The sequence below is a fragment of the Rhizobium sp. UFLA01-1127 genome, from assembly GCF_059803845.1.
The window spans coordinates 16878-43076 of sequence record NZ_JAUQTZ010000047.1; the positions used below are offsets into that span (position 1 = coordinate 16878).

The following is a 26199-nucleotide window of genomic DNA, read 5'->3' on the forward strand; positions in this document are numbered from 1 at the left end:
GCCGGTTACCTCGTTCGAAAAGCTTTCATGATGGGAGTTCGCATGGCGCTGACGGCAGGCGCGATGCCGGTCGCAAGGCCAAGGGCAAGCACGATCGCTGCTGCGCGCATCAGGACGGCCGGTGAGAAGACGAGCCCGAGCGACGGGCCGGCAAGCATCGTCCCCACCTTCGCCAGGGCCAGACCGATGGCTCCGCCGACGACGAAAATGAACAATGTCTCGCCGAGAACGAGGGTCAGGATCATCATGCGCGAAATGCCCAGCGTTTTCAGCACGGCGATCTCGAACGTCCGTTCGCGCACGGCAAAGATCATGGTGTTGATGACGACCATCAGCAGCGTGACGAAGGCAGCATCTGTGACCAGGTCGACGATGAGGCCGATATCGGCATATTGGCGCAGGAAGGCTTCGAGAAACTGCTTTTCGGATTGCGTGCGCGTGGGCGCGGCCGAGTTGGCGAAAAGCGCGTCGATATGAGCTGCCAGCGCTCCCGGTGAGACGCCTTCGCGCGGCCGGACGATGAACGCATCGACCGTGTCCTTGTCCTTTGCGCGCGCGGCATCGACGTAATCGTAGCGGGCGATGGTGAAGTAGGTGTCCGTGCTGGCGCTTTCGCCTTCGAAAATTCCGGCGATCTCGAAGCGCCAGTCGCGGCTGCCGTCCTGTCTCGCCATCTGGAAGGCGGTGACGGTGATAGGCTCTCCAACCGACCAGCCTTCGGCTTCGGCCAGTGCTTTGCCGACCAGCACCCGGTCACGGCCCTGATCGATCGCCGCAAGCAGATCCGGAGTAAGGCCGAATTCACCGCCGTTGGTTTGCATCAGCAGCGCCGGATCGACGGCGCTGATGGGAACGACATTTTTTTCGACATCGACGAAACCGCGCAGGCGCGCCATGTAGCCGACCGCAGCGACATCGGGGTAGGCTGCGATGCGGGCGCGGTGCGCCATGGGCAACGTCTGTCCGCGCCCGCCTGCACTCATCACGCCGAGAATAGTGTCGCTGGCGGCCGACGTGCCCTGCGAGCCGGCAAGAAAACTGGCGGTCAGCCCATGGATGAGAAAGGCAACGGCGATGCAGACAATAAGGAGAACCGTGCGCAGCGGCTTTCGCCAGGCGTTCTCTCGGGCAAGGTCGAGGAAGGTCATCACGCCGCCTTTTCCGCTTCGATGAACTGTCCCTTGTCGAGATGCAGCGTCCGCCTGGCCGAACCCGCGGCCCGTGGGTCGTGCGTCACCATGACAATGGTCTTTCCCAATTCGCGGTTGAGGAAGGCGAGCATCCGCAGCACATCGTCGGCGGCTGCCCGGTCGAGATCGCCGGTCGGCTCGTCGCAAAGCAGCAGACCAGGATCGGAGACGATGGCGCGGGCAATCCCGACGCGCTGCTGCTGTCCGCCGGACATGGACGAAGGATATTGCTTTTCCCGGCCGGCAAGCCCGACCAGATCGAGAACCTTGCCGACCCGTTCACGCCGCTCTTTTCTGGTGAGAGGTTTCAGGAGAAGCGGCAGCTCGACATTCTCGGCCGCCGTCAGCATCGGCAGGAGATTGTAGAACTGGAAGACGATGCCGATATGGTGCGCCCGCCAGGACGAGAGCGCCCGCTCCCCCATCCAGTCGAGCCGATGGTCGCCGATGCCGATACTTCCGGCATCCGGCCGGTCGATGCCGGCCAGCATGTTGAGCAGCGTCGATTTCCCCGATCCGGACGGCCCCATGATCGCGACGAAATCGCCTTGCGGAATGGCAAGATCCAGGCTTGAGAAGATAGGTATATCCTCCTTGCCGATACGATAGGTCTTCTGCACTTGCCTGAGGTCGATATAGGCGGCATGAGTCATGGCTTGCTGTCCCTGTTCTGGCTGATCGTGTCTGGAAGGGAGATGCGGATGCGCGCGGCCATGTTCGGCCGGATGCCCTCCGGCGGATCGATGAGGGCAAGGCGGACCGTAATCGTGCTTTTTTCGATGGAAGCAGTGGGCGCGATCCGCACGACTTCGATTGCAAAGGCGCGATCCGGAAATCCGTCGAGCACGGCTTCGCCTCGCAAGCCCGGTCTCAGCGATGCGATGTTGGTCTCCGCCACATCGGCGTCGATTGCCATGCTGGCCGTATCGGTGATTGTAAGCAGGCTCTGGTTTTCGCGCACGCTGTCGGCGCGGGCAAGCACGGTGTCGCCGACATGAGCATTGAGCCGCGTCACCGTGCCGGCAAAAGGCGCGCGGATCGTCAGTTCCGCCAGCGGCTCCTCGGCAGAGCGGATGCCGAGGTCGGCTGTAGCGACATCCTGCCGGGCCTGCATCACGGCATTGGAGGCGCGTGCAAAGGCTGTCTGCGATTCTTCCAGCTGCTGCCTTGAAGCTGCGTGGCGGCCGGCGAGGCTTTCAAGGCGATCCAGCGACGCCCGCGCCTGCGTGAGATCGATGTCGCGAGCCGCAAGCGCCAGTTTCGCGGCCGATCTTGCGGCTTCGGCCTTTTCGAGCGCAATATGGGCGACGGCGTCATCCAGCGTGACCAAAACTTGGCCGGCTACAACGCGGTCGCCCAATTCGACCGCGACGCCGGTGATCCTGGCCTCGTACCTGGAAAATACCGTCGTGGTTCGTGGCGCAACGACTGTGCCGGCACCGGTTATCTCACCGATTGCCGAACCCTGCCGGCTTGGAGTGCTTTGCCTATAATCCTTTTTGTCTGCCCTTTCTGCCGGTCGGAAAGCTTCCGTTGCGCGCGGGCCGTTTTGCGAAGCCGGTATCGCAGAGCCCGGCGTCTCCCACGGATGGAGTATACCGGGCCGATAGAAGATGATGGTCAGGGCTGCTGCTGCAAGCGCCGTCAAGGTCAGAGGAAGGAGCGCCGGCCGCGCTGGCTTGTGCGGCTGGCCGTGTGTCGCGTGCTGGCGCTCGAGTGAAAGGGACGTGAGCGTCGCTGCTAATCGATGGTCGTGGTCGGTGATGGTGCTCATGCCTGGCAGCATCGTCATCCGACCGGAACGGGGAGACCTGAAACACGTTCGGGATCGTACTCGATCGCGATTCAGTCAGTCCTTGGTGCCCTTGGGGGTCAGCCGGATGGCGGGCGCGACCTTTCACGCCATTCGAGCGGCGTCGTATCCGTGACGCGCCGGAACTCGCGATTGAAGTTCGACTTGGTCTGAAAGCCGACATCCAACATGATTTCCGTCACCGGCTTTTCGCTCTGGACCAGCAGCATGCAGGCCTCCGCGATCCGATATTCGTTGACATATTGCGAGACATTCTTGCCCGTTGCGCGGTTGATGGCGACGGAGATCTGCCGGGCAGGAATGGCGAGTTTGCGCGCCAGGCGGTCGAGATTGAGATCGACATCGCGATAGGCATGCCTGTCTTTCATCAACGCCTGCACGGCGTCAAGCGTCTGGGTGTCCTGAAGAATTTCAGGCGGCTGGACGGTTTCCACCTTGTCGTTCGGGGCATGGCTGCGGCTGGCGGCGGCGGCGGCGATGGCGAGGATGGCCAATCCCGCGAGATTTCCGAAGGTGATGACCTTCAGCGCGTATTCGCCAGCAGCCCAGGCAAAGTCCAGCCAGATGAAGATATCCACCGCCGCCGACAGGATAAGAGCGCCGGCGGCAAAAAGGATGGCCCTGTAGGTCGGACCGGCATTTTCGAACGGCGCGAGGCGAAGCGCATCCGTGCCTGACCGCATGAGGAGCAGGATTGCCGCAGCATAGCCGATGTCGACAAGGACGATGGCGATATCGATCGCATCGCGCCATATTGCGATCAGCACGATGATGAGGCCTGCCGGGAGCGCATGCAGGCAAATCTGCTGCAGCGAGGAAAGCGCGCTTTTGCGCGCCAGCCTGGCGACGCCGAGATAGGCAAGCGGCGGCACCATCGCGGCTGCGACCGGCATGACATACATGATAGGCTGAACGGCATAGCCCCATCGCAATCCGGAAAGCGTGGACTGCAGTGCACTGAGGAGGATCAGCGCCTGGAAAGGCAAATTCGGCGCTGTTCCCGCGTCGCGGGTTCTGACCGCGACGAAGAGAACAACGAGCAGGATGGCGACGACGAACGGAAGCGGGATGAAGAGCATTGAGCGGTTCGAAGGGGTTGGCGGGCATGGTCTGCGGCTGATCATGCCCAAAGACGTCCGAAGCCGCGACCTCAATCGCGTTCGAGGTCTCAAAATCCTGGGAAATGATGCTGTTCAGGCCAAGGCAGGTCGAGCGCAGTAGATGCAGTCTGCCTCGGCCTTTTCACACCACTCGAATGTCATCCTGAAACCCGCTGCCGAAAAGATCGCATGGCTACGGCTGGCGCGATCTCAGGCGATCATGTCGCCACCATCGATCGGCATCGAGATGCCGTTCACCATGGCCGCAGCGTCGGAAAGCAGGAACAGAATCACCTCTGCAACCTCCGCCGGTTCGACAAACCGGCCGACCGGGATGCGGTCACGCATAGGCGCCGCCTTTTCGGGATCGCTCCAGGCCTTGACTGCCATCGGCGTCAACGTCACGGTCGGATGCACGCCGTTGACGCGAATGCCCTTCGGCGCCAATTCCTTGGCCATAACGCGCGTCAGGCCGTCGAGCCCTCCCTTCGAGGCGCAGTAGGCAGCGTGATCCGGTATGCCGATGAAGGCGGCGATGGAGGAGATGTTGACGATCGCGCCGGGAAGGTTCTTGGAGATCAATGAACGCGCAAATTCCTGGGCGACGATCATCGGAGCGCGGGTGTTGACCGCATGCAGTCGGTCGAAGGCTTCGACCGTAGTATCAAGGAACGACTGCAGCTCGGTCGTGCCTGCGCAGTTCACAAGATAATCCGCCGGAAGTGCTGCGATCGCTGCCTCCCGAGTTCTATCTGCGTCGGCAAGATCGACCTGAATGGCCTGGCAGCCGAGCTCGTCCTGCAAGGAAGCGACATCCGCAGCGCTTCTGGTCAGCGCCACGACATGGGCACCGCGCTGCACGAGCATCTCGGCCGCCACCCGGCCGATACCCTTGCCCGCACCGGTGACGATTACTCTCTTACCTTCGAAGCTCATCGGGACGTCCTCTTGCGATCTCCTGCCCATCGCCTGATCGAAGATGCGAATGCAACCGGGGTCAACATGAAAATGCGACGTCCTCGGAAAGCGAACCGGATTTTTTCTGTTGAGGGCATGGAGGGGTTTGGTGGCCCGTTCAGCTTCACTACGTCCGCATGGCCGATCCATAGCCGCCGTAGCGAACGGTCGCGGGCGGAAGCCTCTGGAATCATGCTTGAATTCATCGCAGATACAGAAAACGTCCGTCAAGGGAAACGGAGCCCTGGTCGGCCGTGAAAGACCGCATATATGTTCCACCGGTGCTTCTTTTCGCTGGAAAACGAAGTGCCTTGCGGTGAGGATAGCGCGCGGCGGTTTGAGAATCACAAATACCGAAAGCAGGATTGCAATGAGTTCAGCCCTGGCCCCCGACCAGCTCGGCCCGACAGTCTGCGTCGGGGAAATCCTTGTGGAAATCGTCGCTACGACGGTCGGCGATGGTTTCAGGGAGGCACAGCCGCTTATCGGCCCTTTCGCGAGCGGTGCGCCGGCGATCTTCATTTCCCAGTGCGGACGGCTCGGGGGGCGCGCGGCGATGATCGGCGCCGTCGGTGCTGACGATTTCGGCCGGGTAAACCTCGAAAGGCTCAGGGGCGACGGCGTCGATATCTCTGCGGTTTCAGTCGATCCGGACTATCCGACGGGCAGCGCCTTCGTCCGCTACCGCAAGGATGGATCTCGCGACTTCGTCTACAATATCGCGACGTCGGCGGCCGCGCGCTTCGGCTGGAGCGATGGCGTCAGCAATCTTGTCCATCGCGCCGGGCACCTGCATGTCATGGGCTCGGCGCTGTCGGTCCCGAGCGCACGCGCGGTGATCGATAAGGCCGCCGGCATCGTCAAAGCCCGGGGTGGCACGCTGTCGGTCGATCCGAACATTCGCAAGGAACTCAAGCTCGACGAGGCCACCGAACGGCGGTTTGCCGAGCTCATCGCTGCCGCCGATCTGTTGCTGCCATCCGGTGAGGAGCTTGAGCGCGCGGCTGGCGTCGAGGGCGAGACCAATGCGATCCGCCGCCTGTTCGAGATCGGGGTCAAGGAGATCGTGCTGAAGCGCGGGGTAGACGGCGCCACTTACTATGGCAGGCAGGGCGAGCGCATCGACGCTCCTGCCTTCGTCGTCAGAGAGGTCGATCCCACCGGCGCCGGCGATTGCTTTGGCGGTGCTTATCTCACATGCCGGCGTATGGGCATGCCGCCGAAGGACGCCCTGACCTATGCGGCTGCAGCCGGTGCGCGCAATGTCACCGTCGTCGGCCCGATGGAGGGCGCCGGCACCAGGGAGCAGCTCGACGCGTTCATCGCAGCCACGCAAAGGCATTCCTGATGCAGATACATCTTGGTAAACTGGCCACGCTCAGGGCCGAAGGCCGGCCGATGGGGATCACGTCCGTATGCTCGGCACATCCGCTCGTGCTCAGGGCCGCACTCCGGCATGGGCGCCTGCATTCAAGCACGGTGCTGATCGAGGCAACCTGCAATCAGGTCAACCACCTGGGCGGCTACACGGGCATGACGCCGAGCGATTTTGTCGCCTTGGTTCGGAGCATCGCGAAAGAGGAGGATTGCCCGGAAGAGCTGATCGTCCTGGGCGGCGACCATCTCGGGCCAAATCCCTGGCGGGATCGCCCGGCCGAAGAGGCCATGGCCGAGGCGGAAAAAATGGTGGCTGCCTATGTAGAGGCCGGCTTTCGAAAGATCCATCTGGATGCGTCGATGGGCTGCAAAGGCGAGCCGATAGCGCTTGACGACGAGACGACAGCCCATCGCGCCGCACGTCTCGCTGCCGTGGCAGAGGCTGCGGCGGCGAAGAGCGGGGGTGCCATGCCGGTCTATGTGATCGGCACGGAAGTTCCGCCGCCGGGAGGCGCCGATCATGCTTTGACCGCCATCGAACCGACAGCCGCTTCGGCGGCGCGCAGGACGATCGACGTCCATCGCCGCGTGTTTGAGCAGGCCGGATTGCAGGAGGCGTTCGCGCGTGCCATCGGGCTGGTCGTCCAGCCAGGCGTCGAGTTCGGCAATCGCAACGTCATCCTCTATGATCGCAGCAAGATCGACGAACTGAAATCGGTGCTTGTCGACGAACCCCAATTCGTTTTCGAAGCCCATTCGACGGATTACCAAGGCACAGTGCCCTTGACGGCTCTTGTCGAGGATGGGTTTCCCATTCTGAAGGTCGGTCCCGAGCTGACCTTCGTGTTGCGCGAAGCGCTTTATGGGCTGGATCTCATCGCTTCCGATCTCGTGCCGGACTATGGCGAGCGGCGGCTTTACGCCGCGATGGAGGCGCTGATGCTTGCGCATCCGAAAAACTGGAGCCAGCACTATCATGGAACGGAGGGGGAGAAGCGCTGGCTGCGGCACTACTCACTGTCCGACCGCATCCGCTACTATTGGACCTCGGCGGAAGCCCAATCCGCCGTCGAGAAATTATGCGATGCGCTGCGCGGGCAGACCGTACCGCTTTCGCTGTTCTGGCAGCATATGCCGGCTGCTCGGCACTTCGCCGATATGCCGCTGGACCCGGAGCAGATCCTGATATGGCGGGTCACCCGCAGCCTTGCGGATTATCACGCGGCCTGTGGTGCCGGAAAGCGATAGCTGTTCAATCGAAGGAGGAGAGGATGGACGAACTGAAGGGAAAAGTGGCCGCGGTGACCGGGGCGGCGTCGGGGATCGGGCTGGCCTCGACGGAGGCGATGATTGCGGCTGGGGCAAAGGTCGTTCTCGTCGATCGGGACGAGCAAGCCTTGCGATCGGTATGCGAGCGCCTGGGCGACCGAGCCGTTCCGCTTACCGTCGATCTGCTGGATGCCAGGCAATGCGCCTCGCTGCTGGACGACGTTCTCACGAAGGTCGATCACCTCGATATTCTCCATGCGAATGCCGGCACCTATATCGGCGGTGACCTCGTGGATGCCGATCTCGATGCCATCGACAGGATGCTTAATCTCAACGTCAATGTCGTCATCAAGAATGTCAGAACCGTCGCGCCGCACATGATCGAGCGCGGCTCGGGCGATATCATCATCACGAGTTCCGTTGCGGGGCATTCGCCGGTGCCATGGGAGCCCGTCTACTCGCCCTCGAAATGGGCGATGACCTGCTTCGTACAGACCATGCGGCGCCAGCTTCTGAAGAGCGGAGTTCGCGTCGGTTCGGTTTCTCCAGGTCCCGTGATCAGCGCCCTGCTTGCGGATTGGCCGGAGGAAAACCTGCGGAAGGCCAAGGAAGCCGGCGCCTTGATCGAGCCCAAGGAAGTCGCCGATGCCGTCATGTTCATGCTGACGCGTCCGCGCAACGTGACGATCCGCGATGTCGTGGTTCTGCCGAGCGCTTTCGACATCTGAAGGGCGGCGAAAACTCCCGCAAGGGCAGCATGGGAATGCCTGACAGTGTTCCCTGTGCGTGGCTGCGGCCAGTCGCCGTTCACATTGCCCGTCCTGCTACGTGAACTTGCGACCGAGAGCGGATTCAAGCGATCCGACACTGGACGGATCCTGATCTTGCCCTTGATGCGTCCGCGTCGATTCTGCCCGCAAGCTGCGGAAGGATGCCGAAACACCGTCGCAATGGGCAGCCTGGGGCCATGGCTTGGCCAACTCTCAGGCACGATGCGGCGAACTTTCCCTCGGCAGATCGGCGCAGGTCCCTGCGGATATTGCAAACGGTTCCGGTGGTGGCGATGCAACCACTTCGAGTTTGTCATCGTTAAGCTGCCGCAACCTTGATGTCGCAGATGATCTGGATATTCTACCAGATTAGGTAGTACGCTTTCCGCATCGCAATACCGTCACGGGATTCTTGGTCGCCTTCGGACCCGAGATTCACCCGTCAAGGAAACGATAAACAGGTAGTTGTCATGTTCCTAGAAGCAGCTCTTTCCCGCCTGATCAAAATCGGAACGCTCACGGTCACTTTTCCTGATGGTTCCACACGCATTTTCGGCACCGGGTCCGAACCGCGCGCCGCAATGAAAATCAAGACCGCCCGCGCCAAGCGCCGTCTGCTCCTCAATCCGGCCTTGGGGCTGGGTGAGGCCTATATGGACGGCGAAGTCGAGCCGGGATCCGGCGATCTCTATGATATGGCGGATTTGCTTGCCCTCAATATGATGGAAGGCGGGAGCCATCCTTTTGAGAAACTGATGGAAAAGGTTCGCTGGCTGCGCCGAAATCTCGATCAGTTGAATTTCGCGAAGCGATCGAAGCGCAACGTCGCGCATCACTACGATCTGGACGCGCGTCTCTATTCGCTGATGCTGGATGAGGACAGGCAATATTCCTGCGCCTATTTCCCCGTCGGCGACGAAACGCTTGAAGAGGCGCAACTCAAGAAGAAGCGGCATATCGCGTCGAAGCTGATGCTCGATCGTCCAGGTCTTGAGGTGCTGGACATCGGCTGCGGCTGGGGCGGCATGGCACTTTATCTCGCCAAGGAATTTGGCGCGCGAGTGACGGGTCTGACCCTTTCGGAAGAGCAGTTGCTGGCTGCAAAGGCCCGCGCAAAGGATGCCGGCCTGGATCATATGGTAACGTTCGAGCTTTTGGACTATCGTTCCTGGACGCGTCCGGTCGACCGCATCGTCTCCGTCGGCATGTTCGAGCATGTGGGCATCAACCATTACAAGACCTTTTTCGACAAGATCCGCTCCGTGCTCAAGGAGGACGGCGTTGCGCTCATCCATGCGATCGGCCGGGCCGACGGCCCTGGCAGCACGAATCCATGGATTGCGAAATATATCTTTCCCGGCGGCTATTCGCCGGCGGTCTCCGAAGTTCTGTCCGTGGTCGAGAAATCCGGTCTCTGGACGACCGACATCGAAATTCTGCGTCTCCATTATGCCAAGACGCTGGAGCAGTGGCGGGATCGCTTCACGAAGAACAGGAGCACTCTGGCTGAGCTCTACGACGAGCGATTCTGCCGGATGTTTGAATTCTATCTGGTCGGGTCCGAGCTTGCCTTCCGTCGCATGGGGCACATGAACTGGCAGTTGCAATTGACGAAGAATGTCTCGGCTCTGCCGCTTGCGCGTGACTATATGGTGGATATCGAGCGGGCACGCGCAGCTATTGCCGAGCAGGGGAAGGCGCAGCCGATTGAAGTCGCAAGTGTGCGGGTGAGACGGGATCTGACCTTGCATGACGAGCGCAAATCCCGTCAGCAGGGACAATCCGGCAGTGAAACCTCGCAAAACCTCTAGAGACGGGATCCGCTCTATGGCCAACATTGCCGTTTAGAGCGTGATGTCGAAAAATGTAAGGGTATTTCGGACGACATCCACCTTGGCAATCTGCGTGTAATGTAGCCGCAATCTTTGGCTGTCAGTGCGGGCGAAGGATGGCAATGGCCGTCCTTTTGAGGAAAAGTCATTGCGAATTCTGCTTCTTGAGGATGAGCCGGAAATGGCGCGTGCGCTGCTTGAAGCGTTGCGGCGCCGCGATGTGCTCGCCGACCACGTCCGCACGATTGCGGATGCCGATGCCATGGCCCGCGCCGGGAGCTATGATGTCCTTGTGCTCGATCGCCGCTTACCTGACGGCGAAGGGCTGGATCTCGTTGCGGCATTGCGCCAACGCAAGCACCCCGTGCCGATCCTCTTGCTGACTGCGCTCGGCGGCGTCGACCACCGTGTGGACGGGCTCGACAGCGGCGCGGACGACTACCTTGCCAAGCCCTTTGCGATCGAGGAACTGCTCGCCCGATTGCGAGCGCTCCAGAGAAGAGGGCCGGCGGTTTCCGACAGATATCTGAATTTCGGCAATCTGAGCGTCGATCCGAGAACCAGCGAGATTTCCGTTGGCGGCTCCTTCATCGAATTTCCCCGCCGTGAATATCTCGTGCTGGAGACGCTGATGCGCCGTCCGAACCGTATCGTGACACGGCCGAGCCTGACCGAGGCGGTTTATGCGCTTGAGGACGAGATCGGATCGAACGCCCTAGACGCGCATATCTCGCGCATTCGAAAGAAGCTGCTTCTGGCCGAGGCCACCGTCGAAATAAGGGCCGTGCGCAATATCGGCTATCTGATCCGGGCCAAGGCATGAACCCGGAGCGCAGCCGATCGCTACGTTGGGGGCTGATAAAGCGCCTGATCATCTTGCAAGCCTCTCTCCTCCTCCTCTTCTTCGTCCTTCTCGTCGGCTGGATCTGGATCATCGATCCGGAGCTGGAAGATGCCAATGAAGAAGCCGTTCGTGTCGTCGCTCAGCAGGTAACGAGAGACGATGACGGGCAGCTGCAGGTGGCCGAGACGCAGGAGGTGGTGGAGCTGAAGCGGCGCTATCCCGAACTCTGGTTCATAATCCGGGACAACAAGGGAATACTCTTTCAATATGGAGAGATACCCGCGGCCGCGCTCAACGAGAGCTTTCCCTGGACGATCGATCGGGCGAGGGTGGAAGCTGGCAATGGCGCGCATGCCACGGTCGAAAATCGAGAAACGTCCGCCGGCAGACTACAGATCTTGGCGGCTACCGAACGCGGCTTTGATAATGACGGCTTGAATGTATGGATTAATATGCGCGTCGACGTCGCCAAAGGTCCCCATGGCGAAATCCGATGGCTCAACGTATTGCCGGCGCTCGCATTCGTCATCCTGATCGGCGTGGTTCCGATACTGGCGCTCACCGGCGCGGCGACCCTGCTGGTAACGCCCCGTGCCGTCGGGCGGTCGCTGAGCGGGCTGGTGGAAACGGCGATGCAGGCGCAGGCGATCGACTTCGATAGCCGTTCCGCCCGCCTTGATCGTTCGAAGGTGCCGACCGAGATCATCCCTCTCGTGGATGCGTTCAACCATGCCCTTTCCAAGCTCGACGAAGGATATAACAGGCACAATCGCTTCCTTGCCGATGCCGCACATGAGTTGCGGACGCCGATTGCGATTGCACGGACGCGGGCGGATCTTTTGCCCGAAGTCGAAGTCAGTCGGCAGCTTCGCAACGATATCGACCGTCTTTCCCGGCTCGCTCATCAGCTGCTGGAGATGCAGGCCATCGGCGCCGTCGAATTGCGGGCGGAGAAGAAAGATTTGAATATGGTGGTGGAAGGTATCGCCGCCGATCTCGCGCCGATCGCGATGGACGCCGGCTATGATTTCGACTTCGAGCCGAGCCCCGAGGAAGCAATATTCGTGATCCGGACGTCGACGATCGAAATGGCGGTCGTCAATCTGATACGAAACGCGATCGATCACGCCGGGGGGAAGGGGACGATCGTCGTTCGCGTTGGCGCCACGGGCACGATCGATGTCTGCGACGAAGGTCCGGGCATACCGCCATCGGAGCGTGATCGTGTCTTCGAGCCATTTCGCCGCATCAATGCCGGTTCGTCCGGCGCGGGTCTGGGGTTGAATCTGGTCAGGAAGGCAGCCGAACTTCACGGCGGGCGGGTTTCATTCCCGGACACCGGCCGCGGCTTTTGCGTGCGGCTGCTGATCGGTTCCATACCGCCCTCGGTCGTGGTCGCAGACATGGGCTGGCGTCAAAAACCGTAAGCATCTGCCTGAAAGCATGCGGCGGGTATTGCTGCACAAAATCCTGAAAGTGTTTTCGTTTTCCCAAGCGGTCTCGGCTTGGATATTCGATTTTCCGAAGCCGGGTTCCCTGATAGGTTCCGCGCAGACACATCAACAGGATAAGGCATGTTGAAACATCTGCTGTCGGCTTTGCTTTTCCTGGCTCTATGCCGGCGCCCGCGGGCATCTGCATATTCTCAAGCTGACACTCGCTCGCGGGGTAGATCTCAAAAGTGCCGACCGTTATGGCGGCACGGCGCTTATTTCCGCCTCCGAGCGTGGTCATGTCGAGGCCGTCATTCTCAGCGACAGCGGCTGCGTCTTGTTCGGATCGCAAGGCTGTTGATAAATGCCGATGCAAACGTCAATCTCGCCGACAATGACGGCGTAACGCCGCTGCAGCATGCCCGCAGCCGCGGTTATGCGGGGATCGTGAAATTACCGGAGGAAGAAGGGCGACGTAATGCGGCGTTCCGATTTCCGACACATGCAATACGACTGGGAGGCTAATGCTTAGCCTCCCGAAACGATGAGAATGAAGGGCTTAGACCATGCAAAGAAACTATTATTCCTCCCTTGGCGGCCATCCGCCGCAGAGCGATCTGCTGACAGGCCGTGCCGTATTCACGCAGGCCTATGCGGTCATCCCGAAGGGAGTGATGCAGGACATCGTCACCAGCTATCTGCCCTTCTGGAACGATACGCGCTGCTGGGTCATCGCCCGGCCGCTTTCGGGCTTTGCCGAGACCTTTTCACAATATGTCGTGGAAGTGGCTCCGGGCGGCGGCAGCGACAAGCCGGAACAGGATCCCGAGGCCGAGGGCGTGCTCTTCGTTGTCGACGGCGAGATCGAATTGACGCTGCCTTCCGGCAAGCATGTTCTCCAGCCGGGCGGCTATGCCTTCCTGCCGCCGGGCCTGAAATGGTCGCTGCATAACCGCTCGGGCACACATTCCCGCTTTCACTGGATCCGCAAGGCTTACGAAGCGGTCGAAGGACTGGACCATCCGGAGCCGCTCATCTTGAACGAGAGGGACATTGCGCTGTCCGCCATGCCGGGCACGGAGGGTCGCTGGGCAACGACCCGCTTCGTCGATCCGTCAGACCTGCGGCACGACATGCATGTAACGATCGTCACCTTGCAGCCGGGCGCCGTCATTCCTTTTGCGGAAACCCATGTCATGGAGCATGGCCTCTATGTGCTGGAAGGCAAGGCTGTCTATCGCTTGAACCAGGATTGGGTCGAGGTGGAGGCCGGCGACTTCATGTGGCTGCGCGCCTTCTGCCCGCAGGCTTGTTATGCCGGAGGCCCAGGCCCGTTCCGCTATCTGCTCTACAAGGACGTCAATCGCCATATGGCGCTTCGTCCCTTCGGTTCGCGCCGTTGAGCTGACGGTTTTCTCGGGGAGCCCGCGCCTGTTCGGCGCCGGGTTCTTCCCGCCGTGCGGGATGGCTGTCCACCGCTGCCCGCGAGCGTCACGACGCCAGCGATGCCTTCATTGACCTTTGCCGACAGGCTTTTGCTCATCGCCGCCGGCCGGTAACCCGATCTCGATCAGCGTGCGGCTGATTTTTTCGCTCGCTTCGAGATAGGTCGGACTGGCGTTAAGAGACGGCAGGACAATATTGACAGCCGTCGAGCCCGGCCTCAATTGCATTGCCGTCGCAAAAGTCTGTTTCGCTTCGGCGGGCCGCCCCAATCGTTGATAGGCGGCTGCCAGAAGCATGTGCGTGCGCCCTGTTCCCGGCGTAATCGCAATAGAGCGCTGCAGCCATTCCACGGCGTTTTCATTGCGGTTCAGGAGCAGATCTGCAAAACCTGCTCCCAGCAGCCATGTCCAGCGCGAGACGTCCGGCGTATCGAAGCGGTCGGCCTGTTCGAATGTTGCAAGCCCATCCTCGAAGCGGCCCAGCTGAATTTGCGTCAAACCGAGATGGAATAGCGCCGTGCCATCCCACGGATTGAGGCTCAGCGCCCTTGCACAGGCCACAAGGCTTTCTGCAAATTGGTTGGTGACCGTCAGAAAGCGGCAATAGGTTCCGAGCACCGGAATGAAGTTTGGCCGGGCTTTCAAAGCATGTTCGAGCAGAGATCTTGCGTCGTTCTCCGCAGTCCGGCTTTCGGCGGGATCGTACCAGGCAAGCTGAATTCCGCGCAGATGCAGCGCTGCCAAGGCAATTTGCAGATCGACATTATCCGGTTGTTCGGCAAGATATTTTTCCAGTATCGATCGAGCCGTCGCAAACCGCTCGTGCGTCGTCTGATTGATCGACGCGCTCGCCTGTTGTATCGCGACGTTGGCTGCGCCAGCCCGAGGGTCATTGTCCGTTCGGCCGGATTTGTTCAGGCGAATGGCGAGTTCATAGCCCGCTCCCGCAGCGAGACGGGACGCAAGGCGCTGCCGGTCGGGTTCGCCGGCATCCAGTTTAACCTGGGCGGCGGATTCGATTGCCCCGCTGCTTGCATTGATAAAGCGGGTTTGAAAGATCCATGCTTGCGGGCTTCTTTGCAATTCTCCCTGCAGAAGGAAGCCGGCCCTGTTCGAGCGACTGGAAATGGGCTTGGCAGACGCCGCCGGCTCGCGTTCCTTGGGGACGATGAGGCGGATGCCATCGATCTTGGTAAGGCCATTGATCATTTCAGCGGCAATGCTTTGCGCCAGAGCGGCGCTTTGGGCATCGCCGGCAGTATCGACAATCGGCAGGACTTCAATGATGGGCTGGCTTGTACCCGAGATATCGCCGAATCCCGGGGAAGACACGGCGAGACCGAAAACGACAGCGAGCATGCAGAAAAGAGCGGCTCCCCCGAGCGCCAAAGCCTTAGGCGAGCCCGACCGATGTCGCCGTACGACGGGATAAGTTGCCGGCGCATCGGTAATCGGCGTATCGCTCGCCGGCGATTGCGGATTCGCACTTTCCTGTTTCGTGGACACCTCCGCGGTCAACACATAACCACGGCCCGACACAAGCTTGATCATGTGCCGTTGAGTGTCACCCAATGCCGAACGTATCTCGCGGATACACTGAAAAAGGCTGTCTTCCCCGACATGAATACCGGGCCACACAGCTTCCATCAATTCCCGCTTGCTGACAGCGCGCCTATTGTTCGTGACGAGGAATTTCAGCAGTTCAAAGGCTTTGGGGCGCAGCTTGATTGCGGAGCCGTCGGGTCCGTGAAGCGCGGCACGATCCGGATCGAGGACGAACCCAGCGAAACAAAACACCTGCTCCCAACGATCTCCAACTGAAGTATCGAAAATACAGTCAGTATAAAGAGAGCTTAACGTGGCAGTCAACGAGCCGATATCGACCAAGCAGAAACAAATTGTCACTTGCCTAAGTGGTGTAACGGCTTCGACCACAACTGATTAAATGCAGTTTTAACCGCCGAAATCGATGATTTCAGAAAAATATCAGAAAATATCAGAATTTTACCGACGCTTTCTCAGGACGCCTTTACGTCGTTCCAACTACTATTGGGCGATATTTAAGAAATTTCGGCAGCGGAGCCGATACTCGGGATCGAGAGAAAAGGGAACGAAGCATTCCTTCGGTTGCCTGCCGCTTTTTTCTCGAACCGGACATTCGCGGCATCCGCGGCGGTTCCGGAGCGGGTATCAATGCCTTGGACATCGTTCAGGCGACAACGGTGAAAGAATGGGTTTATGGGAAAAGTGCTTGATTTCCCCGTACATCGATCAGCGCATCCTGCGCGCGCAATCTGCACCCGGCCTGCCGGCAAGACCGGTGAACTGATCGAAGCGAAGGAATTTTCCAGCGCCGTCTTCTTATTGGCACAAAGCTTCGTTGCCGTTTACGAATCCTTGCCTCGGGCCGCTGTGCTTTTTGCCACCCAGCAGCGCTGGCTCCTGTGCCATGCCGCATTGAGCGACTATTTTAGAGCCGTCCGCAGGGTCGGAGCAGGATTGACCAGACGCGGTCTTGGAAATCTCACTCAGCACTACGGGATCGCCAGCCGCAACACGGCCTACGCATTTTTCGATGAAGCGCTGCAATATAACTTCATTCGTCCGGTCGCAGGCTCGAGAGGTGGCCCTTCGGATCAGGTCGGACCTACGCAATTGATGCTGTCGATGCTGATCCATTGGTACAACCTGCATTTTCAAGCCCTCGACCTTATCGATGGAGGCGGCAGAGCGGCTCGGTTCCTGGTAGAGCCGGAGCGCATGCTGATACTCATCGAGCCGCTTGCGGCGCATGCGCTGTTATCGTGTCGGGAGGTGCGCAGTCCTGGGCCGCTTCATGCCATTTTTGCCTTCGCCGAAGCGGGAAGATTTCTGGTGGATCGCCTGATCGCCGGAATCGATCCGGAAGATCTGGGGAGACAGGATCGGCTCCTGACGAATGTCAGCTCGATTTCCCATCTGGTCCAATCGTTCGGCCTGTCGCAAGTCTATGTCCGCCGCAAGCTTTCAGCAGCTGAATCGATCGGCGGCGTCGGCTGGAGCGGCCGGCGGGGACGCTCACAAATCTGGATCTCGCGCGGCTTCTACGAGGAATATGCGCGCGCCCATGCCCGCCAGCTGTGCATCCTGGATGACGCTTTCGCAGAAGCTTCGTCGGTTTTGGCGTCCTCCTCGGTCAAGTCGGCGGCCATCTTCGATAGCTGAGGTCGTTATACGACGAACCCGATGCAAATGAGGGCAATTTGCAGCTCATCGAATGAAGAACCCGGTCAAAGCGGTGTTTGCGAACGAACACCAGCCATGTTCTTGATGGCGAGGCTCAATTCTTCAATACACTCCATCGTTGCGGATGCATCCAGGGACCTTTTCCATTGAGTGGATTTTTACTCATTCGCGTAGAGGATATTAAGGAAGTCACCGCTAATGGGACGGGGTGCCCTTGATCCTGCGGTTTTGCCATGCGTGTCGTTCTGCTCAAAGCCATTTTGACCGGCTTTTTATCTCTCGCGGCTTCCCTGGCGATTTGTTTCAGTATCGTTCCCTTGTTCGGCGGCCAAGTCGATGGCCTCGGCTTGATGATGGCAATTATCTGTCCGCTAACGATCGCCATTCCGACTTCTTCCTTCCATTTTCATCAGTCGGAAAAGCTGCGAAGGGCTGAAACTGCGGCGGCCGACGCGCTTCTGCGGCTTGCCAAGGCCTACGAGGAACTGCGGCTACAATCACGGCTCGACGGGCTCACGAATGTTTTCAATCGGCAGGCCTTCCAAGAGGATCTGGCCGGCTTCAGCAAAGCGGGCATATCGGGAGGGCTGCTGTTCCTCGATCTGGATCATTTCAAGTCGATCAACGATCGTTACGGCCATGCGACGGGCGACGAGGTCCTGCGGAAAACAGGCCAGATATTGAACGCCCACTGTCGTCCAAGCGACATGGCCGGCCGTTTGGGAGGCGAGGAGTTCGTACTATTCTTCGGCAACCTGGCTGCGGAAGACATGTTCGAACGCTGCGAGGAAATCAGGCTCGCGATAGCGCAGCTGGACGTCCGTGCGCCTTCCGGGGCGATCGTGCGCGTTTCCACAAGCATCGGCGCGGTCTATTGCGAGGGGGGATTTGACGCCGAAGACTGCCTGAATGCTGCGGACAGCAATCTTTATGCCGCAAAGTCAAACGGCAGAAATACTGTCGCGTTAGCCGGGGTCCAATGCATGACGATGCTCTCGGCAGGGCAATCGCATACAGGCGGATCAGCACCGGAAGCCCTCCTTGCCGCAGGGGAGGGGGCCTGATGTTCGCAACTGCATTCCGCATTAGCCAAGCAACGCCTGGCTTGCCAGACCCTCAGCCGTGAGAAGCCGCTGCAATTGCCTCGCTTCTGATCTCTTCCGTCAATTTCAGCCGCAGCGTTGAAAATTCAGGGCTTGCCTTGACCGTATAGTGGCGCGGATGAGGCAGATTAACCGGTGTGATCGACTTGATGCGGCCGGGGCGCGCCGTCATCGTCACCACACGCGATGCCATGAATACGGCCTCCTCGATGTCGTGTGTCACGAAGACCACTGTCTTCTGCTCGCGTTCCCATATGCCAAGCAGCAATTCCTGCATCAGCCCGCGCGTCTGGTTGTCGAGCGCGCCGAACGGTTCATCGAGCAGGAGGATTTTCGGATCGTTGGCAAGCGCGCGGGCAATTGCCGTCCGCTGCTGCATCCCGCCCGACAATTGCTTCGGCCAATGATCCTCGAAGCCGCGCAGCCCAACCTTGTCCATATAGCTCGCGACGATGTCATTCCTGTCTTTTTCGGCAACGCCGCGTTCGCGCAGGCCGAAGGCAACATTCTCCCGTATCGTCAGCCACGGGAAGAGCGTGTAGGACTGGAACACCATGCCGCGATCGGCGCTGGGGCCGGTCACGTCCTTGCCATCCAGCGTGACCGTGCCGCTTGTCGGCCGGTCGAGACCGGCGATGATCCGCAGAAGGGTGGACTTGCCGCAACCCGATGGCCCGAGGATGGTGACGAAGTCGTTGCGGGGAATGTCGAGCGTCGTCGGCTGCAAGGCGAGCGTCGGCGCGCCGCCCCGGACACCGGGAAAGGTGCGGCTGACATCCCTGATGCGAAGTTCTCCGGGAACGCTCACGCAAACCTCCATGCGAACAGCTTTCGGTTCATGAGCTTGAAAGCGAAGTCGGAGACGAGGCCGATCAGGCCGATGACGATGATGCCGAAGATGATCTGGCCGGTGGCAAGCAGCGCCTGGCTGTTGATGATCATATAGCCGATGCCCGAGGACGCACCGATGAGTTCGGCGACGATGACGTAGGTCCAGGCCCAGCCCAGAACGAGCCGCAGTGTTTCGCCGATGTCGGGAGCCGCCGCCGGGATCAAAACACGCCGCACGACGCCGCGGTCGGAAGCGCCAAGCGTATAGGCCGCTTCCACCAGATCCCGCCGCGTGCCGGCCACCGAAACCGCGACCATCAGAATGATCTGGAACACCGCGCCGATGAAGATGACGAGCAGTTTCTGTGTTTCTCCGATGCCGGCCCACAGGATAAGCAGCGGCACGAAGGCCGATGCCGGCAAATAGCGGGCAAAGGAGACGAAGGGCTCGAGAAGTGCCTCGATCGGCTTGTAAGCCCCCATGAGGATGCCGAGCGGCACGGCAATCAGCGCCGACAGGACGAAGCCGCCGAGCACGCGCCAGATCGTCATGCCGATATCGAAGAGAAAGCCTTGATTGACGAGAAGATCATAGCCGTCCTTTACCATAGTGATGGGATCGGCAAGGAAGGTTTTCGAGACGAAGCCGCCAAGGGTCAGGCAGCCCCAGCCAGCGAAGAAAAGAATGAAGAAAAGCAAGCCGTAGACCAGCCGGCTGCCGGGACTGATGGGTTCGAGCGGGCGCATTTTATCTCTTGTCGTGAAAAAGGCGTGCCGAACGCTCGAAACGCCCATCAATAGGTTGCGGCCTTATTCGATGAAGGACGGATCGGCCAGTTTTGAAAGGTCTGGTTTCTGCTTGATGACGCCGGCGTCGAGCAGAATCTGGGCGGCTTCTTCGTTGAAGCTCTTGAAGGTCGTTGCGAAGAACTTTTTCGCAGCCGCCTTGTCCTGCCATTCCAGATAGGCTGCCGACTCGCCGAATTCCTTGCCGGACTGCTTTACATCCTTGCCCATGATCTCGAAGGATTTGTCCTTGTCGGATTTGATCATTTCAAGCGCATCGTAATAGCTTGCGGCCAATGCCTTGGCGGCATCGGGATGATCTTTCAGGAAGGCCGTCGTGCAGCCGAAGGTATCCATCACGGCCGGATAGTCGATCGTCGTGGCGATGATCTTGCCCTTGTCCGGCGCCGCCCGCACGGCGGACAGATAAGGCTCGTAGGTCACGGCGGCGTCGTTTTGCCCCGCAAGCAGCGCCTGGGCGGCCGGACCCGGCTCCATGTTGACGACCTTGACGTCCTTCATGGTCATGCCGTTCTTGGCAAGGATATAGGCAAGCAGGAAATACGGCGACGTGCCCGGCGCCGATGCCGCAACTGCCTTGCCTTTCAGGTCGGCCACTTTTTCGATTCCCGGCTTGGCGGCAATGCCGTCGGCGCCGTGCGAGACGTCGAGCTGGAATATTTGCGTCGTCGCCACACCGGCGGCATTCCAAACGATCCATGTTTCCACCGTCGTTGCCGCGCACTGGATGTCGCCGGAGGCGAGAGCCAGATGGCGGCTTGCCTGCGGCACCTTGGCCACGGTGACGTCAAGCCCGTGTTTCTTGAAGATGCCGGCCTCCTTGGCAAGCGTCAGCGGCGCAAAGCCGGTCCAGCCGGAAATTCCGATCGAAACCTTGGTGTCGGCGGCTTGCGCATGGCTGAAGCCGGCCAGGGCCGCGAAGGCGGCGAGAAACAATGCCTTTTTCATAATATGAAGTTCCCTGCTCGTTGTGGAGGCAGTTGATGCTACTGCCGTTTTTATCGGCAGCATATTGCGCAAGCGACTTTTCTTTGTCTAGACACAATAACTTACGTCGCCGTGCAATCGAATTGAATTCGAGCAAGCGAAGGTCTCGCATTTCAAGAAATGCCTGACGAGGTGATCGCCTTACTTACGAAATTGTAAGGATATCACCGCGTTCAGGACATAATGGTCTGGCATGACCATAAAACCTTCGATGTCCTGCACCTTGTCCTGTAGACGGCCTTTATGGATGCAAGGGACCGGCAAGGGACGGCGACCTTGCTCCGCCCGGTCATCGGGCAGCGGCAGTTTGAATCTATCGTAGTGACGAGAATGATTTCATGATCAGATTACTGAGGATTTCCAGGTGGATCGCGGTGAGCTCGTTGGTGCTGCTTGGTTCATATCTGAGCGCCATCCAGCTTACGGACAACTTCAACGAGGTGGTGCCGGGACAGCTCTATCGCTCCGCTCAGCCATCCAAGGCCGATATTGACGACTATGTCAGACGTTATGACATCAAGACGATCATCAATCTCCGGGGCAAAAGCATCGCGCCCTGGTATAAGGACGAGACCGATGCGGCCCAGCAGGCCGGTATCTCCCATGTCGATTTTGGCCTGCCGCCAACGAAGGAAGTGACACCGGAACAGGCGCGCCAGCTAATCGCGATTCTCCGCGATGCGCCGAAGCCGATCCTCGTGCACTGCGAAACCGGAGCCGATCCCACCGGCCTTGTGTCGGCCATCTACTTGCGCGAGATCGCCGGCGCCAGCGAAGAGAAGGCAGAGGGGCAAATGTCGATTTTCTACGGCCATGTCGGCATTCCCTATCTTGCCAGCAATGTCATGGACAAAAGCTGGGAGCATCTTGAAAAGAGCTTCGGATTGAAAAGTTAGCGTGCGCCTGTGAGCGCCGCTTGAATCCCGGTTGAGTGATGCCGTCCGGGTTTGATCGTCAACGCTGTTCCGGATCGAAAAATCGCCTGGTATTTTGACGAGCCGGCGGGCCGGCGACAATCGGACATCTGAGAAATGGCTGGAGAATTCCGCAACTCGCGCGGATGCAGGGTTGTCGCAAATTCTGTTGCAGGCTTAGTGGGACCATCTTCAATCCAAACGGACTATTGATCAACATCGTATAATCTTTTATATAACGTGTTATATTTATGGGGTAGGAGGTAGGTTTGGTTGAAGATGTCGTCCGATCGCTGGGTTTCCTCTGTCTCGGCAGCCGCTTTCGCCGCATCGGCGAACGCCTGCAGGCCGATACGCAGCAGATTATCGATGAACTTGGCGTCACCTTGCAGTCGGCCCAATATCCGTTTCTCGCGGCCATCGACCGCGCCGGCCCGCTGACGATCGGCGAGCTTGCCCAGGCTGTCGGCATTACCCAGCCGGGCGCGACGCGCACCATCTCGCAGCTTCTGGAACTGGGCTATGTCGATATGCGGGCATCGACCGAAGACCAGCGTCGCCGCTTGATCTCGCTGACGCCCAAGGGGCAGTCTCTCATGGACTATTCGAAAAATTCCGTCTGGCCGCGTGTCGAGCAGGCAGTTCGCGAACTCTGCGGCGATCTTTCCGGCCCAATGCTGGAACAACTGGCCGCGCTTGAGGAGGGTCTTGCGCAAGCGCCGCTTGCGCGGCGTGCCCGCCCCGAAAAGGAGCCGAAACCATGAGCCATATTCTCGACCGACCGGTTTGGAGCGCGCTTGAGACCGCCCATGCGTCATTGGCGGAGGGAAACGGCGACGCCCGTCGCTATCCGCCTTCGATCGTGCCCTTTGCGGCGTCCGCCGACAATACGGCAGAAGGCCTCGATGCCCTGGCAAGGCTGCCTGCGGACGAGGAGGTCATGGCGATCGTCGAAGCCGAGCCGATCATCGTTCCTCAAGGATTGACGGTTCTTTCCTCCGCCAGGATCGTGCAGATGATAGCAGAGCGGCCTTGCGAGCGGGTGTCGGACAGCCGGGTGGAGCTGCTGACGGAGGCCGATGCCGCGGATATGCTCGCTCTTGCTGCGCTCACCAAGCCCGGCCCCTTTACGCTGCGCGCCCAGAGCCTCGGTTGCTTCTGGGGTGTGAAAATAGACGGGCGTCTCGTTGCCATGGCCGGCCAGCGGATGCGCCAGCCGCTATTTACCGAGCTCAGCGGGCTTTGTACCCATCCGGACTTTCAGGGGCGGGGCCTCGGCTCCTTGCTCTTCCGCTTCGTGGCCGGAGAGATTTCGGCGCGCGGTGAAACCGCCTACCTCCACGCCTACAGAACAAATACGCCGGCCATCGCGCTTTATGAGGCGATGGGCTTTCGCTTGCGTTCGGAAATGAACCTCTGCGTCGTCAAACGGCAGTCTGCCTGATCTCCCGACCATGGCGCCGAAAAATGTGATCGGTTTTCGGACCAGAGCGTTGCAGCAAACCGGATCACTGCTGCTGCAAGGCAAGCCGCAGGCCCAGCACCATATAAATCGTTCCGATGACCTTTCCCTGCCATCGGCCGATGGTGCGGTTGCGGCGCAGCCAGCCGCCGATCGATCCGGCACCGATCGCCAGAAGCGACGTCACGGCGATGCTGAGGGCAACGAAGACGGCTCCGAGCAGCGCGAATTGGCCAATGACGGACCCGCTTGCAGGATGGATGAACTGCGGCAGGAAAGCCAGAAAGAAAAGCGCCGTCTTGGGGTTGAGTATCTCGGTGAAGAACCCTTGCCGGAAGGCGCGCATGGGCGTGATGGCTTGCGCAGTCGGCATGTCGATGCTGCTGCTCTTCTCGACGAAAGCCTTGAAGCCGAGATAGACGAGATAAATGACGCCGGCATATTTGACGATCTCGAAGGCCAGCGCGGATGTAGCGAGCAGAGCCGACAATCCGAAGGTCGCCATCGTCGTATGGAAAAGATCGCCGGCGGCAATTCCGGCGCCGGTTGCGAGCCCCACGCGCTTGCCGCCGCTGACGGCTCTGGCCAGCGTGAGCAGGGTCGCCGGGCCTGGAATGATCATCAGGCCGAGCACCACCAATATATACGTCGTCAAAACACCAAGGCTGACCATCGATTTCTCTCAAGTTGAGCTGCCCGGCAAAGTGTCGGCCATACGGAGACTTTGCACCCGGCATTGTTTGCCACCTGAAGACTAATCGATTTACCGGCCGTTGCAACGAGGACTCTGAGGGCGCATGCCGAACATCGCCATACCGGCGGAGCATGGCTATCCCTTATCGTTGTCGTAAGGTGGTCAAAATTCCGCGGGGCGGCCGCGGATCGCATCTTCCCCGCTCCATCCGGAGATGGCTCACATGCGCTCGCCCGGCAATCGGCTGGCCTGCTTTACCCAATCGGCAAATCGCGCTTCGTCCAGCGTATCGTTCTCATGGATGTTGAGGTAGCGCGTCTCCTTGGTTTTGGAATCGCCCGGCGGGATCGGCTGCAGCGACGTGCCGCGAAAGAAGGCCACCTTCACGTATTTCGTAAAACAATGGATACTCAGGAACCAGCCGTCACCGTCCATGCCGTAGAACGGCGAATTCCATTTGACCGCCTTTCGAACGTCGGGAACTGCCTCGACGATGAGTGTATCGATGCGCTGCCCGAGCTTGCTCTTCCAGCCGGGCATTGCGGCGATATAAGCCTGCACCGGCGCGTCGCCGTCACCCTTGGCAATCTGCGGGTTGCCGCCTGAAAGCAATTTCGGCTCCGCTAGCGGCTTCCCGGCTCCGGTCTTTATCGGCGACTTGGGCTTTCCATCGGCCATTCTATTCCTCCAATGCTCCTATCTGGTCTATAGTATAGGGCTGATTTGCCGATTGCCTCCCGTCGTTCAATCAGGGCCGTTGAAATTGCCAACCGGGAGCATATCGCCAATTGTACCTCAAGGTTGTGGCGCGTCAAAGTGGAGTTTGAAATTGAGCACTGCGTTCATGAAGGAAGAAAGCGCCGAAACGGCTGCCGAAACCGTGCTGCCGGACCGGCCCGTTTCTTCGCATCCAAACCTCGTCACGGAAGCGGGATTAAAGGCTCTGGAACTTCAGCTTCAGGAGGCGCGCAAGGCCTATGAAACGGCGAGTGCCATCGAAGACGTCAACGAGCGCCGGCGACAGACAGCGATCCCCTTGCGCGATGCCCGCTACTTCGCGGAAAGGCTGCGAACCGCTGAAGTCATTGCGACACCCGCTTCAACCGAGATCGTCGCCTTCGGAAGCAAGGTAACTTTCAGCCGCGAAGATGGCCGCGTACAGAAGTACCGCATCGTCGGCGAAGATGAAGCCGATCCCAAGGCAGGGTCGATTTCCTATGTGTCGCCGGTCGCAAGGCTGTTGATGGGAAAGGCCGTGGGAGATGTCATGAGCCTCGGCGATGACGAGCTCGAGATCACCGCGATCGAATAGCTTGCCTGGCACTTCGATCGCCGCGTAAATCGGGTCAATGTATTGGCTCGAACGGCGTGACGATCGCGACGCGCGACGGTGCCGCTTGGAAGTCGGCCGGCAGCATCCGATGATAGGCGAGCATCAGCTGGCACGCGATGCGATTGCCGCCGCCGGCCGGCCGTTCGGCAGGCCGATCGACCTAGCCGAGGCTGCGCGTGCCGGCTTGGTCTTTTGGCTTAAAAGCCCTTGATGGTGCCGTCGGACCAAACCACCTTGCCGCCGCGGATCGTGCTGCGCACGCGCGGCACCCGGCTGCGTTCTGCGATCACGAGATCGGCGCGCAGCCCTTCGGCGATCCGGCCGCGATCATGCAAGCCGAGTGCCTCGGCCGGATTGGCGCTTGCCAATGCGGCCGAGGCGGGAAGGCCGCCTTTGCCGATCTCAGCAAGTGCGATCACAGCCGGCAGAATGGCCGATGGATGATAGTCGCTGGCGAGAATATCGAGCACGCCGGCCTCATAGGCTTCCCGCGCGGAAAGATTGCCGGAATAGGATAGGCCCCGCAATGCATTCGGCGCGCCCATCGCCGTTGCCAATCCGAGGCGCCTTGCTTCCTTGGCCGTTGCGATATTGATCGGAAACTCGCTGATTGCCGCGCCGAGGCTGTGCAGCAGGGCAGCCTTCTCGACCGTGTCGTCGTCATGGGAGGCCAGCACGACGCCGTGCTCGCGCGCCAATTCCGACAGGCCGTTGATGATGTCCATGCTGTCGCCGTGTTCAGAGCGTGCGGCCATCCGTTGCTCCACGAGTTCCGCCGCCTGAGCCTCGCTGATCTTCCTGGCCTTTGCCGTG

At 60.0% G+C, this 26199-nt stretch carries 25 protein-coding genes and 2 pseudogenes; 14 read left to right on the forward strand and 13 right to left on the reverse strand.

Annotation, left to right across the window (positions count from 1 at the left end; all coding sequences use genetic code 11):
- Nucleotides 1–5: 5 nt before the first annotated feature.
- The 5 genes from Q4Q11_RS14135 to Q4Q11_RS14155 form a co-directional block, all read right to left on the reverse strand.
- Entirely contained in the window at nt 6–1148 is a 1143-nt protein-coding gene (locus tag Q4Q11_RS14135; RefSeq protein ID WP_498569884.1) for an ABC transporter permease, read from the reverse strand.
- Complete coding sequence (locus tag Q4Q11_RS14140; protein WP_498569885.1) at nt 1148–1843, reverse strand: ABC transporter ATP-binding protein; 696 nt, start codon at nt 1841–1843, stop codon at nt 1148–1150. Before Q4Q11_RS14140 ends, Q4Q11_RS14135 begins: the two co-directional genes overlap by 1 nt.
- Nucleotides 1840–2964, reverse strand: a complete 1125-nt coding sequence (locus Q4Q11_RS14145) for an efflux RND transporter periplasmic adaptor subunit (protein WP_498569886.1) — start codon at nt 2962–2964, stop codon at nt 1840–1842. The genes Q4Q11_RS14140 and Q4Q11_RS14145 overlap by 4 nt, the downstream gene beginning before the upstream one ends.
- Before the next feature lie 98 nt (nt 2965–3062).
- Nucleotides 3063–4082 (reverse strand): helix-turn-helix domain-containing protein, encoded by a 1020-nt coding sequence (locus Q4Q11_RS14150; RefSeq protein WP_498569887.1) that lies wholly within the window; start codon nt 4080–4082, stop codon nt 3063–3065.
- Between the two features lie 231 nt (nt 4083–4313).
- The gene (locus Q4Q11_RS14155; protein WP_498569888.1) at nt 4314–5039 is read right to left on the reverse strand and encodes an SDR family oxidoreductase; all 726 of its coding nucleotides are present in this window, start codon (nt 5037–5039) and stop codon (nt 4314–4316) included.
- A 391-nt stretch (nt 5040–5430) separates the two neighbouring features.
- On the opposite strand from Q4Q11_RS14155, the gene Q4Q11_RS14160 reads away from it, so the two are divergent.
- From Q4Q11_RS14160 to Q4Q11_RS14195, 8 genes and pseudogenes are all read left to right on the forward strand, one after another.
- Nucleotides 5431–6408 carry a tagatose kinase gene (locus Q4Q11_RS14160; RefSeq protein ID WP_498569889.1) on the forward strand — a complete coding sequence of 326 codons (978 nt, stop codon included), beginning with the start codon at nt 5431–5433 and terminating at the stop codon, nt 6406–6408.
- Nucleotides 6408–7685, forward strand: a complete 1278-nt coding sequence (locus Q4Q11_RS14165) for a D-tagatose-bisphosphate aldolase, class II, non-catalytic subunit (protein ID WP_498569890.1) — start codon at nt 6408–6410, stop codon at nt 7683–7685. Before Q4Q11_RS14160 ends, Q4Q11_RS14165 begins: the two co-directional genes overlap by 1 nt.
- Before the next feature lie 23 nt (nt 7686–7708).
- Nucleotides 7709–8434 (forward strand): SDR family oxidoreductase, encoded by a 726-nt coding sequence (locus Q4Q11_RS14170; protein WP_498569891.1) that lies wholly within the window; start codon nt 7709–7711, stop codon nt 8432–8434.
- 512 nt (nt 8435–8946) lie between these two features.
- Nucleotides 8947–10287, forward strand: coding sequence for a class I SAM-dependent methyltransferase (locus Q4Q11_RS14175; protein ID WP_498569892.1), 1341 nt, complete (start codon nt 8947–8949; stop codon nt 10285–10287).
- Between the two features lie 169 nt (nt 10288–10456).
- On the forward strand, nt 10457–11131 hold the full coding sequence (locus Q4Q11_RS14180) for a response regulator transcription factor (RefSeq protein WP_498569893.1): 675 nt from the start codon (nt 10457–10459) through the stop codon (nt 11129–11131).
- Entirely contained in the window at nt 11128–12579 is a 1452-nt protein-coding gene (locus Q4Q11_RS14185) for a sensor histidine kinase (protein WP_498569894.1), read from the forward strand. Before Q4Q11_RS14180 ends, Q4Q11_RS14185 begins: the two co-directional genes overlap by 4 nt.
- 181 nt (nt 12580–12760) lie before the next feature.
- Nucleotides 12761–13110 (forward strand): annotated as a pseudogene (locus tag Q4Q11_RS14190) (ankyrin repeat domain-containing protein); the annotation flags it as partial.
- 41 nt (nt 13111–13151) lie between these two features.
- Complete coding sequence (locus Q4Q11_RS14195) at nt 13152–13988, forward strand: bifunctional allantoicase/(S)-ureidoglycine aminohydrolase (RefSeq protein ID WP_498569895.1); 837 nt, start codon at nt 13152–13154, stop codon at nt 13986–13988.
- A gap of 108 nt (nt 13989–14096) precedes the next feature.
- Here Q4Q11_RS14195 and Q4Q11_RS14200 read toward each other — a convergent pair whose 3' ends face one another.
- Both Q4Q11_RS14200 and Q4Q11_RS14205 read right to left on the reverse strand, forming a co-directional pair.
- Nucleotides 14097–14774 (reverse strand): tetratricopeptide repeat protein, encoded by a 678-nt coding sequence (locus Q4Q11_RS14200; RefSeq protein ID WP_498569907.1) that lies wholly within the window; start codon nt 14772–14774, stop codon nt 14097–14099.
- Nucleotides 14775–15605: 831 nt separating this feature from the next.
- A pseudogene (locus Q4Q11_RS14205) lies at nt 15606–15965 on the reverse strand (winged helix-turn-helix domain-containing protein); the annotation flags it as partial.
- 564 nt (nt 15966–16529) lie between these two features.
- On the opposite strand from Q4Q11_RS14205, the gene Q4Q11_RS14210 reads away from it, so the two are divergent.
- Both Q4Q11_RS14210 and Q4Q11_RS14215 read left to right on the forward strand, forming a co-directional pair.
- A complete protein-coding gene (locus tag Q4Q11_RS14210) occupies nt 16530–17234 on the forward strand; it encodes a hypothetical protein (protein ID WP_498569896.1) in 705 nt (234 codons plus the stop codon).
- Nucleotides 17235–17488: 254 nt separating this feature from the next.
- On the forward strand, nt 17489–18319 hold the full coding sequence (locus Q4Q11_RS14215; protein WP_498569897.1) for a GGDEF domain-containing protein: 831 nt from the start codon (nt 17489–17491) through the stop codon (nt 18317–18319).
- Between the two features lie 52 nt (nt 18320–18371).
- On the opposite strand, the gene Q4Q11_RS14220 is transcribed toward Q4Q11_RS14215, so the two are convergent.
- The 3 genes from Q4Q11_RS14220 to Q4Q11_RS14230 all read right to left on the reverse strand — a co-directional run bounded on the left by Q4Q11_RS14220 (nt 18372) and on the right by Q4Q11_RS14230 (nt 20944).
- Complete coding sequence (locus tag Q4Q11_RS14220) at nt 18372–19166, reverse strand: ABC transporter ATP-binding protein (RefSeq protein ID WP_498569898.1); 795 nt, start codon at nt 19164–19166, stop codon at nt 18372–18374.
- The gene (locus Q4Q11_RS14225; RefSeq protein WP_113215060.1) at nt 19163–19936 is read right to left on the reverse strand and encodes an ABC transporter permease; all 774 of its coding nucleotides are present in this window, start codon (nt 19934–19936) and stop codon (nt 19163–19165) included. The genes Q4Q11_RS14220 and Q4Q11_RS14225 overlap by 4 nt, the downstream gene beginning before the upstream one ends.
- Before the next feature lie 63 nt (nt 19937–19999).
- Nucleotides 20000–20944: an ABC transporter substrate-binding protein gene (locus tag Q4Q11_RS14230; protein WP_498569899.1), complete on the reverse strand. Its 945-nt coding sequence runs from the start codon at nt 20942–20944 to the stop codon at nt 20000–20002.
- A gap of 377 nt (nt 20945–21321) precedes the next feature.
- On the opposite strand from Q4Q11_RS14230, the gene Q4Q11_RS14235 reads away from it, so the two are divergent.
- The 3 genes from Q4Q11_RS14235 (at nt 21322) to Q4Q11_RS14245 (ending at nt 23341) form a co-directional block, all read left to right on the forward strand.
- On the forward strand, nt 21322–21879 hold the full coding sequence (locus Q4Q11_RS14235; protein ID WP_498569900.1) for a dual specificity protein phosphatase family protein: 558 nt from the start codon (nt 21322–21324) through the stop codon (nt 21877–21879).
- Between the two features lie 287 nt (nt 21880–22166).
- Nucleotides 22167–22661 (forward strand): MarR family winged helix-turn-helix transcriptional regulator, encoded by a 495-nt coding sequence (locus Q4Q11_RS14240; protein ID WP_498569901.1) that lies wholly within the window; start codon nt 22167–22169, stop codon nt 22659–22661.
- Nucleotides 22658–23341, forward strand: a complete 684-nt coding sequence (locus Q4Q11_RS14245; protein WP_498569902.1) for a GNAT family N-acetyltransferase — start codon at nt 22658–22660, stop codon at nt 23339–23341. Before Q4Q11_RS14240 ends, Q4Q11_RS14245 begins: the two co-directional genes overlap by 4 nt.
- 64 nt (nt 23342–23405) lie before the next feature.
- On the opposite strand, the gene Q4Q11_RS14250 is transcribed toward Q4Q11_RS14245, so the two are convergent.
- A complete protein-coding gene (locus tag Q4Q11_RS14250) occupies nt 23406–24032 on the reverse strand; it encodes a LysE family translocator (protein ID WP_498569903.1) in 627 nt (208 codons plus the stop codon).
- A gap of 240 nt (nt 24033–24272) precedes the next feature.
- A complete protein-coding gene (locus Q4Q11_RS14255; protein WP_498569904.1) occupies nt 24273–24731 on the reverse strand; it encodes a DUF1801 domain-containing protein in 459 nt (152 codons plus the stop codon).
- Nucleotides 24732–24882: 151 nt separating this feature from the next.
- On the opposite strand from Q4Q11_RS14255, the gene greA reads away from it, so the two are divergent.
- Complete coding sequence (gene greA, locus Q4Q11_RS14260) at nt 24883–25365, forward strand: transcription elongation factor GreA (protein WP_498569905.1); 483 nt, start codon at nt 24883–24885, stop codon at nt 25363–25365.
- A gap of 218 nt (nt 25366–25583) precedes the next feature.
- Here the strand turns inward: greA and Q4Q11_RS14265 are convergent.
- Nucleotides 25584–26199: amidohydrolase family protein (locus tag Q4Q11_RS14265; RefSeq protein WP_498569906.1), on the reverse strand; the 616-nt coding region annotated here is incomplete at its 5' end.

Bases quoted from the DNA above. Each gene is read 5' to 3' on its own strand.
- Q4Q11_RS14165 (WP_498569890.1), top strand. From the start codon at position 6,408: ATGCAGATACATCTTGGTAAACTGGCCACGCTCAGGGCCGAAGGCCGG.
- Q4Q11_RS14230 (WP_498569899.1), bottom strand. From the start codon at position 20,944: ATGAAAAAGGCATTGTTTCTCGCCGCCTTCGCGGCCCTGGCCGGCTTC.
- Q4Q11_RS14225 (WP_113215060.1), bottom strand. From the start codon at position 19,936: ATGCGCCCGCTCGAACCCATCAGTCCCGGCAGCCGGCTGGTCTACGGC.
- Q4Q11_RS14155 (WP_498569888.1), bottom strand. From the start codon at position 5,039: ATGAGCTTCGAAGGTAAGAGAGTAATCGTCACCGGTGCGGGCAAGGGT.
- Q4Q11_RS14150 (WP_498569887.1), bottom strand. From the start codon at position 4,082: ATGCTCTTCATCCCGCTTCCGTTCGTCGTCGCCATCCTGCTCGTTGTT.
- Q4Q11_RS14160 (WP_498569889.1), top strand. From the start codon at position 5,431: ATGAGTTCAGCCCTGGCCCCCGACCAGCTCGGCCCGACAGTCTGCGTC.
- Q4Q11_RS14135 (WP_498569884.1), bottom strand. From the start codon at position 1,148: ATGACCTTCCTCGACCTTGCCCGAGAGAACGCCTGGCGAAAGCCGCTG.
- Q4Q11_RS14255 (WP_498569904.1), bottom strand. From the start codon at position 24,731: ATGGCCGATGGAAAGCCCAAGTCGCCGATAAAGACCGGAGCCGGGAAG.
- Q4Q11_RS14215 (WP_498569897.1), top strand. From the start codon at position 17,489: ATGCGTGTCGTTCTGCTCAAAGCCATTTTGACCGGCTTTTTATCTCTC.
- Q4Q11_RS14195 (WP_498569895.1), top strand. From the start codon at position 13,152: ATGCAAAGAAACTATTATTCCTCCCTTGGCGGCCATCCGCCGCAGAGC.
- Q4Q11_RS14245 (WP_498569902.1), top strand. From the start codon at position 22,658: ATGAGCCATATTCTCGACCGACCGGTTTGGAGCGCGCTTGAGACCGCC.
- Q4Q11_RS14145 (WP_498569886.1), bottom strand. From the start codon at position 2,964: ATGAGCACCATCACCGACCACGACCATCGATTAGCAGCGACGCTCACG.
- Q4Q11_RS14235 (WP_498569900.1), top strand. From the start codon at position 21,322: ATGATCAGATTACTGAGGATTTCCAGGTGGATCGCGGTGAGCTCGTTG.
- Q4Q11_RS14140 (WP_498569885.1), bottom strand. From the start codon at position 1,843: ATGACTCATGCCGCCTATATCGACCTCAGGCAAGTGCAGAAGACCTAT.
- Q4Q11_RS14170 (WP_498569891.1), top strand. From the start codon at position 7,709: ATGGACGAACTGAAGGGAAAAGTGGCCGCGGTGACCGGGGCGGCGTCG.
- Q4Q11_RS14175 (WP_498569892.1), top strand. From the start codon at position 8,947: ATGTTCCTAGAAGCAGCTCTTTCCCGCCTGATCAAAATCGGAACGCTC.
- Q4Q11_RS14250 (WP_498569903.1), bottom strand. From the start codon at position 24,032: ATGGTCAGCCTTGGTGTTTTGACGACGTATATATTGGTGGTGCTCGGC.
- Q4Q11_RS14185 (WP_498569894.1), top strand. From the start codon at position 11,128: ATGAACCCGGAGCGCAGCCGATCGCTACGTTGGGGGCTGATAAAGCGC.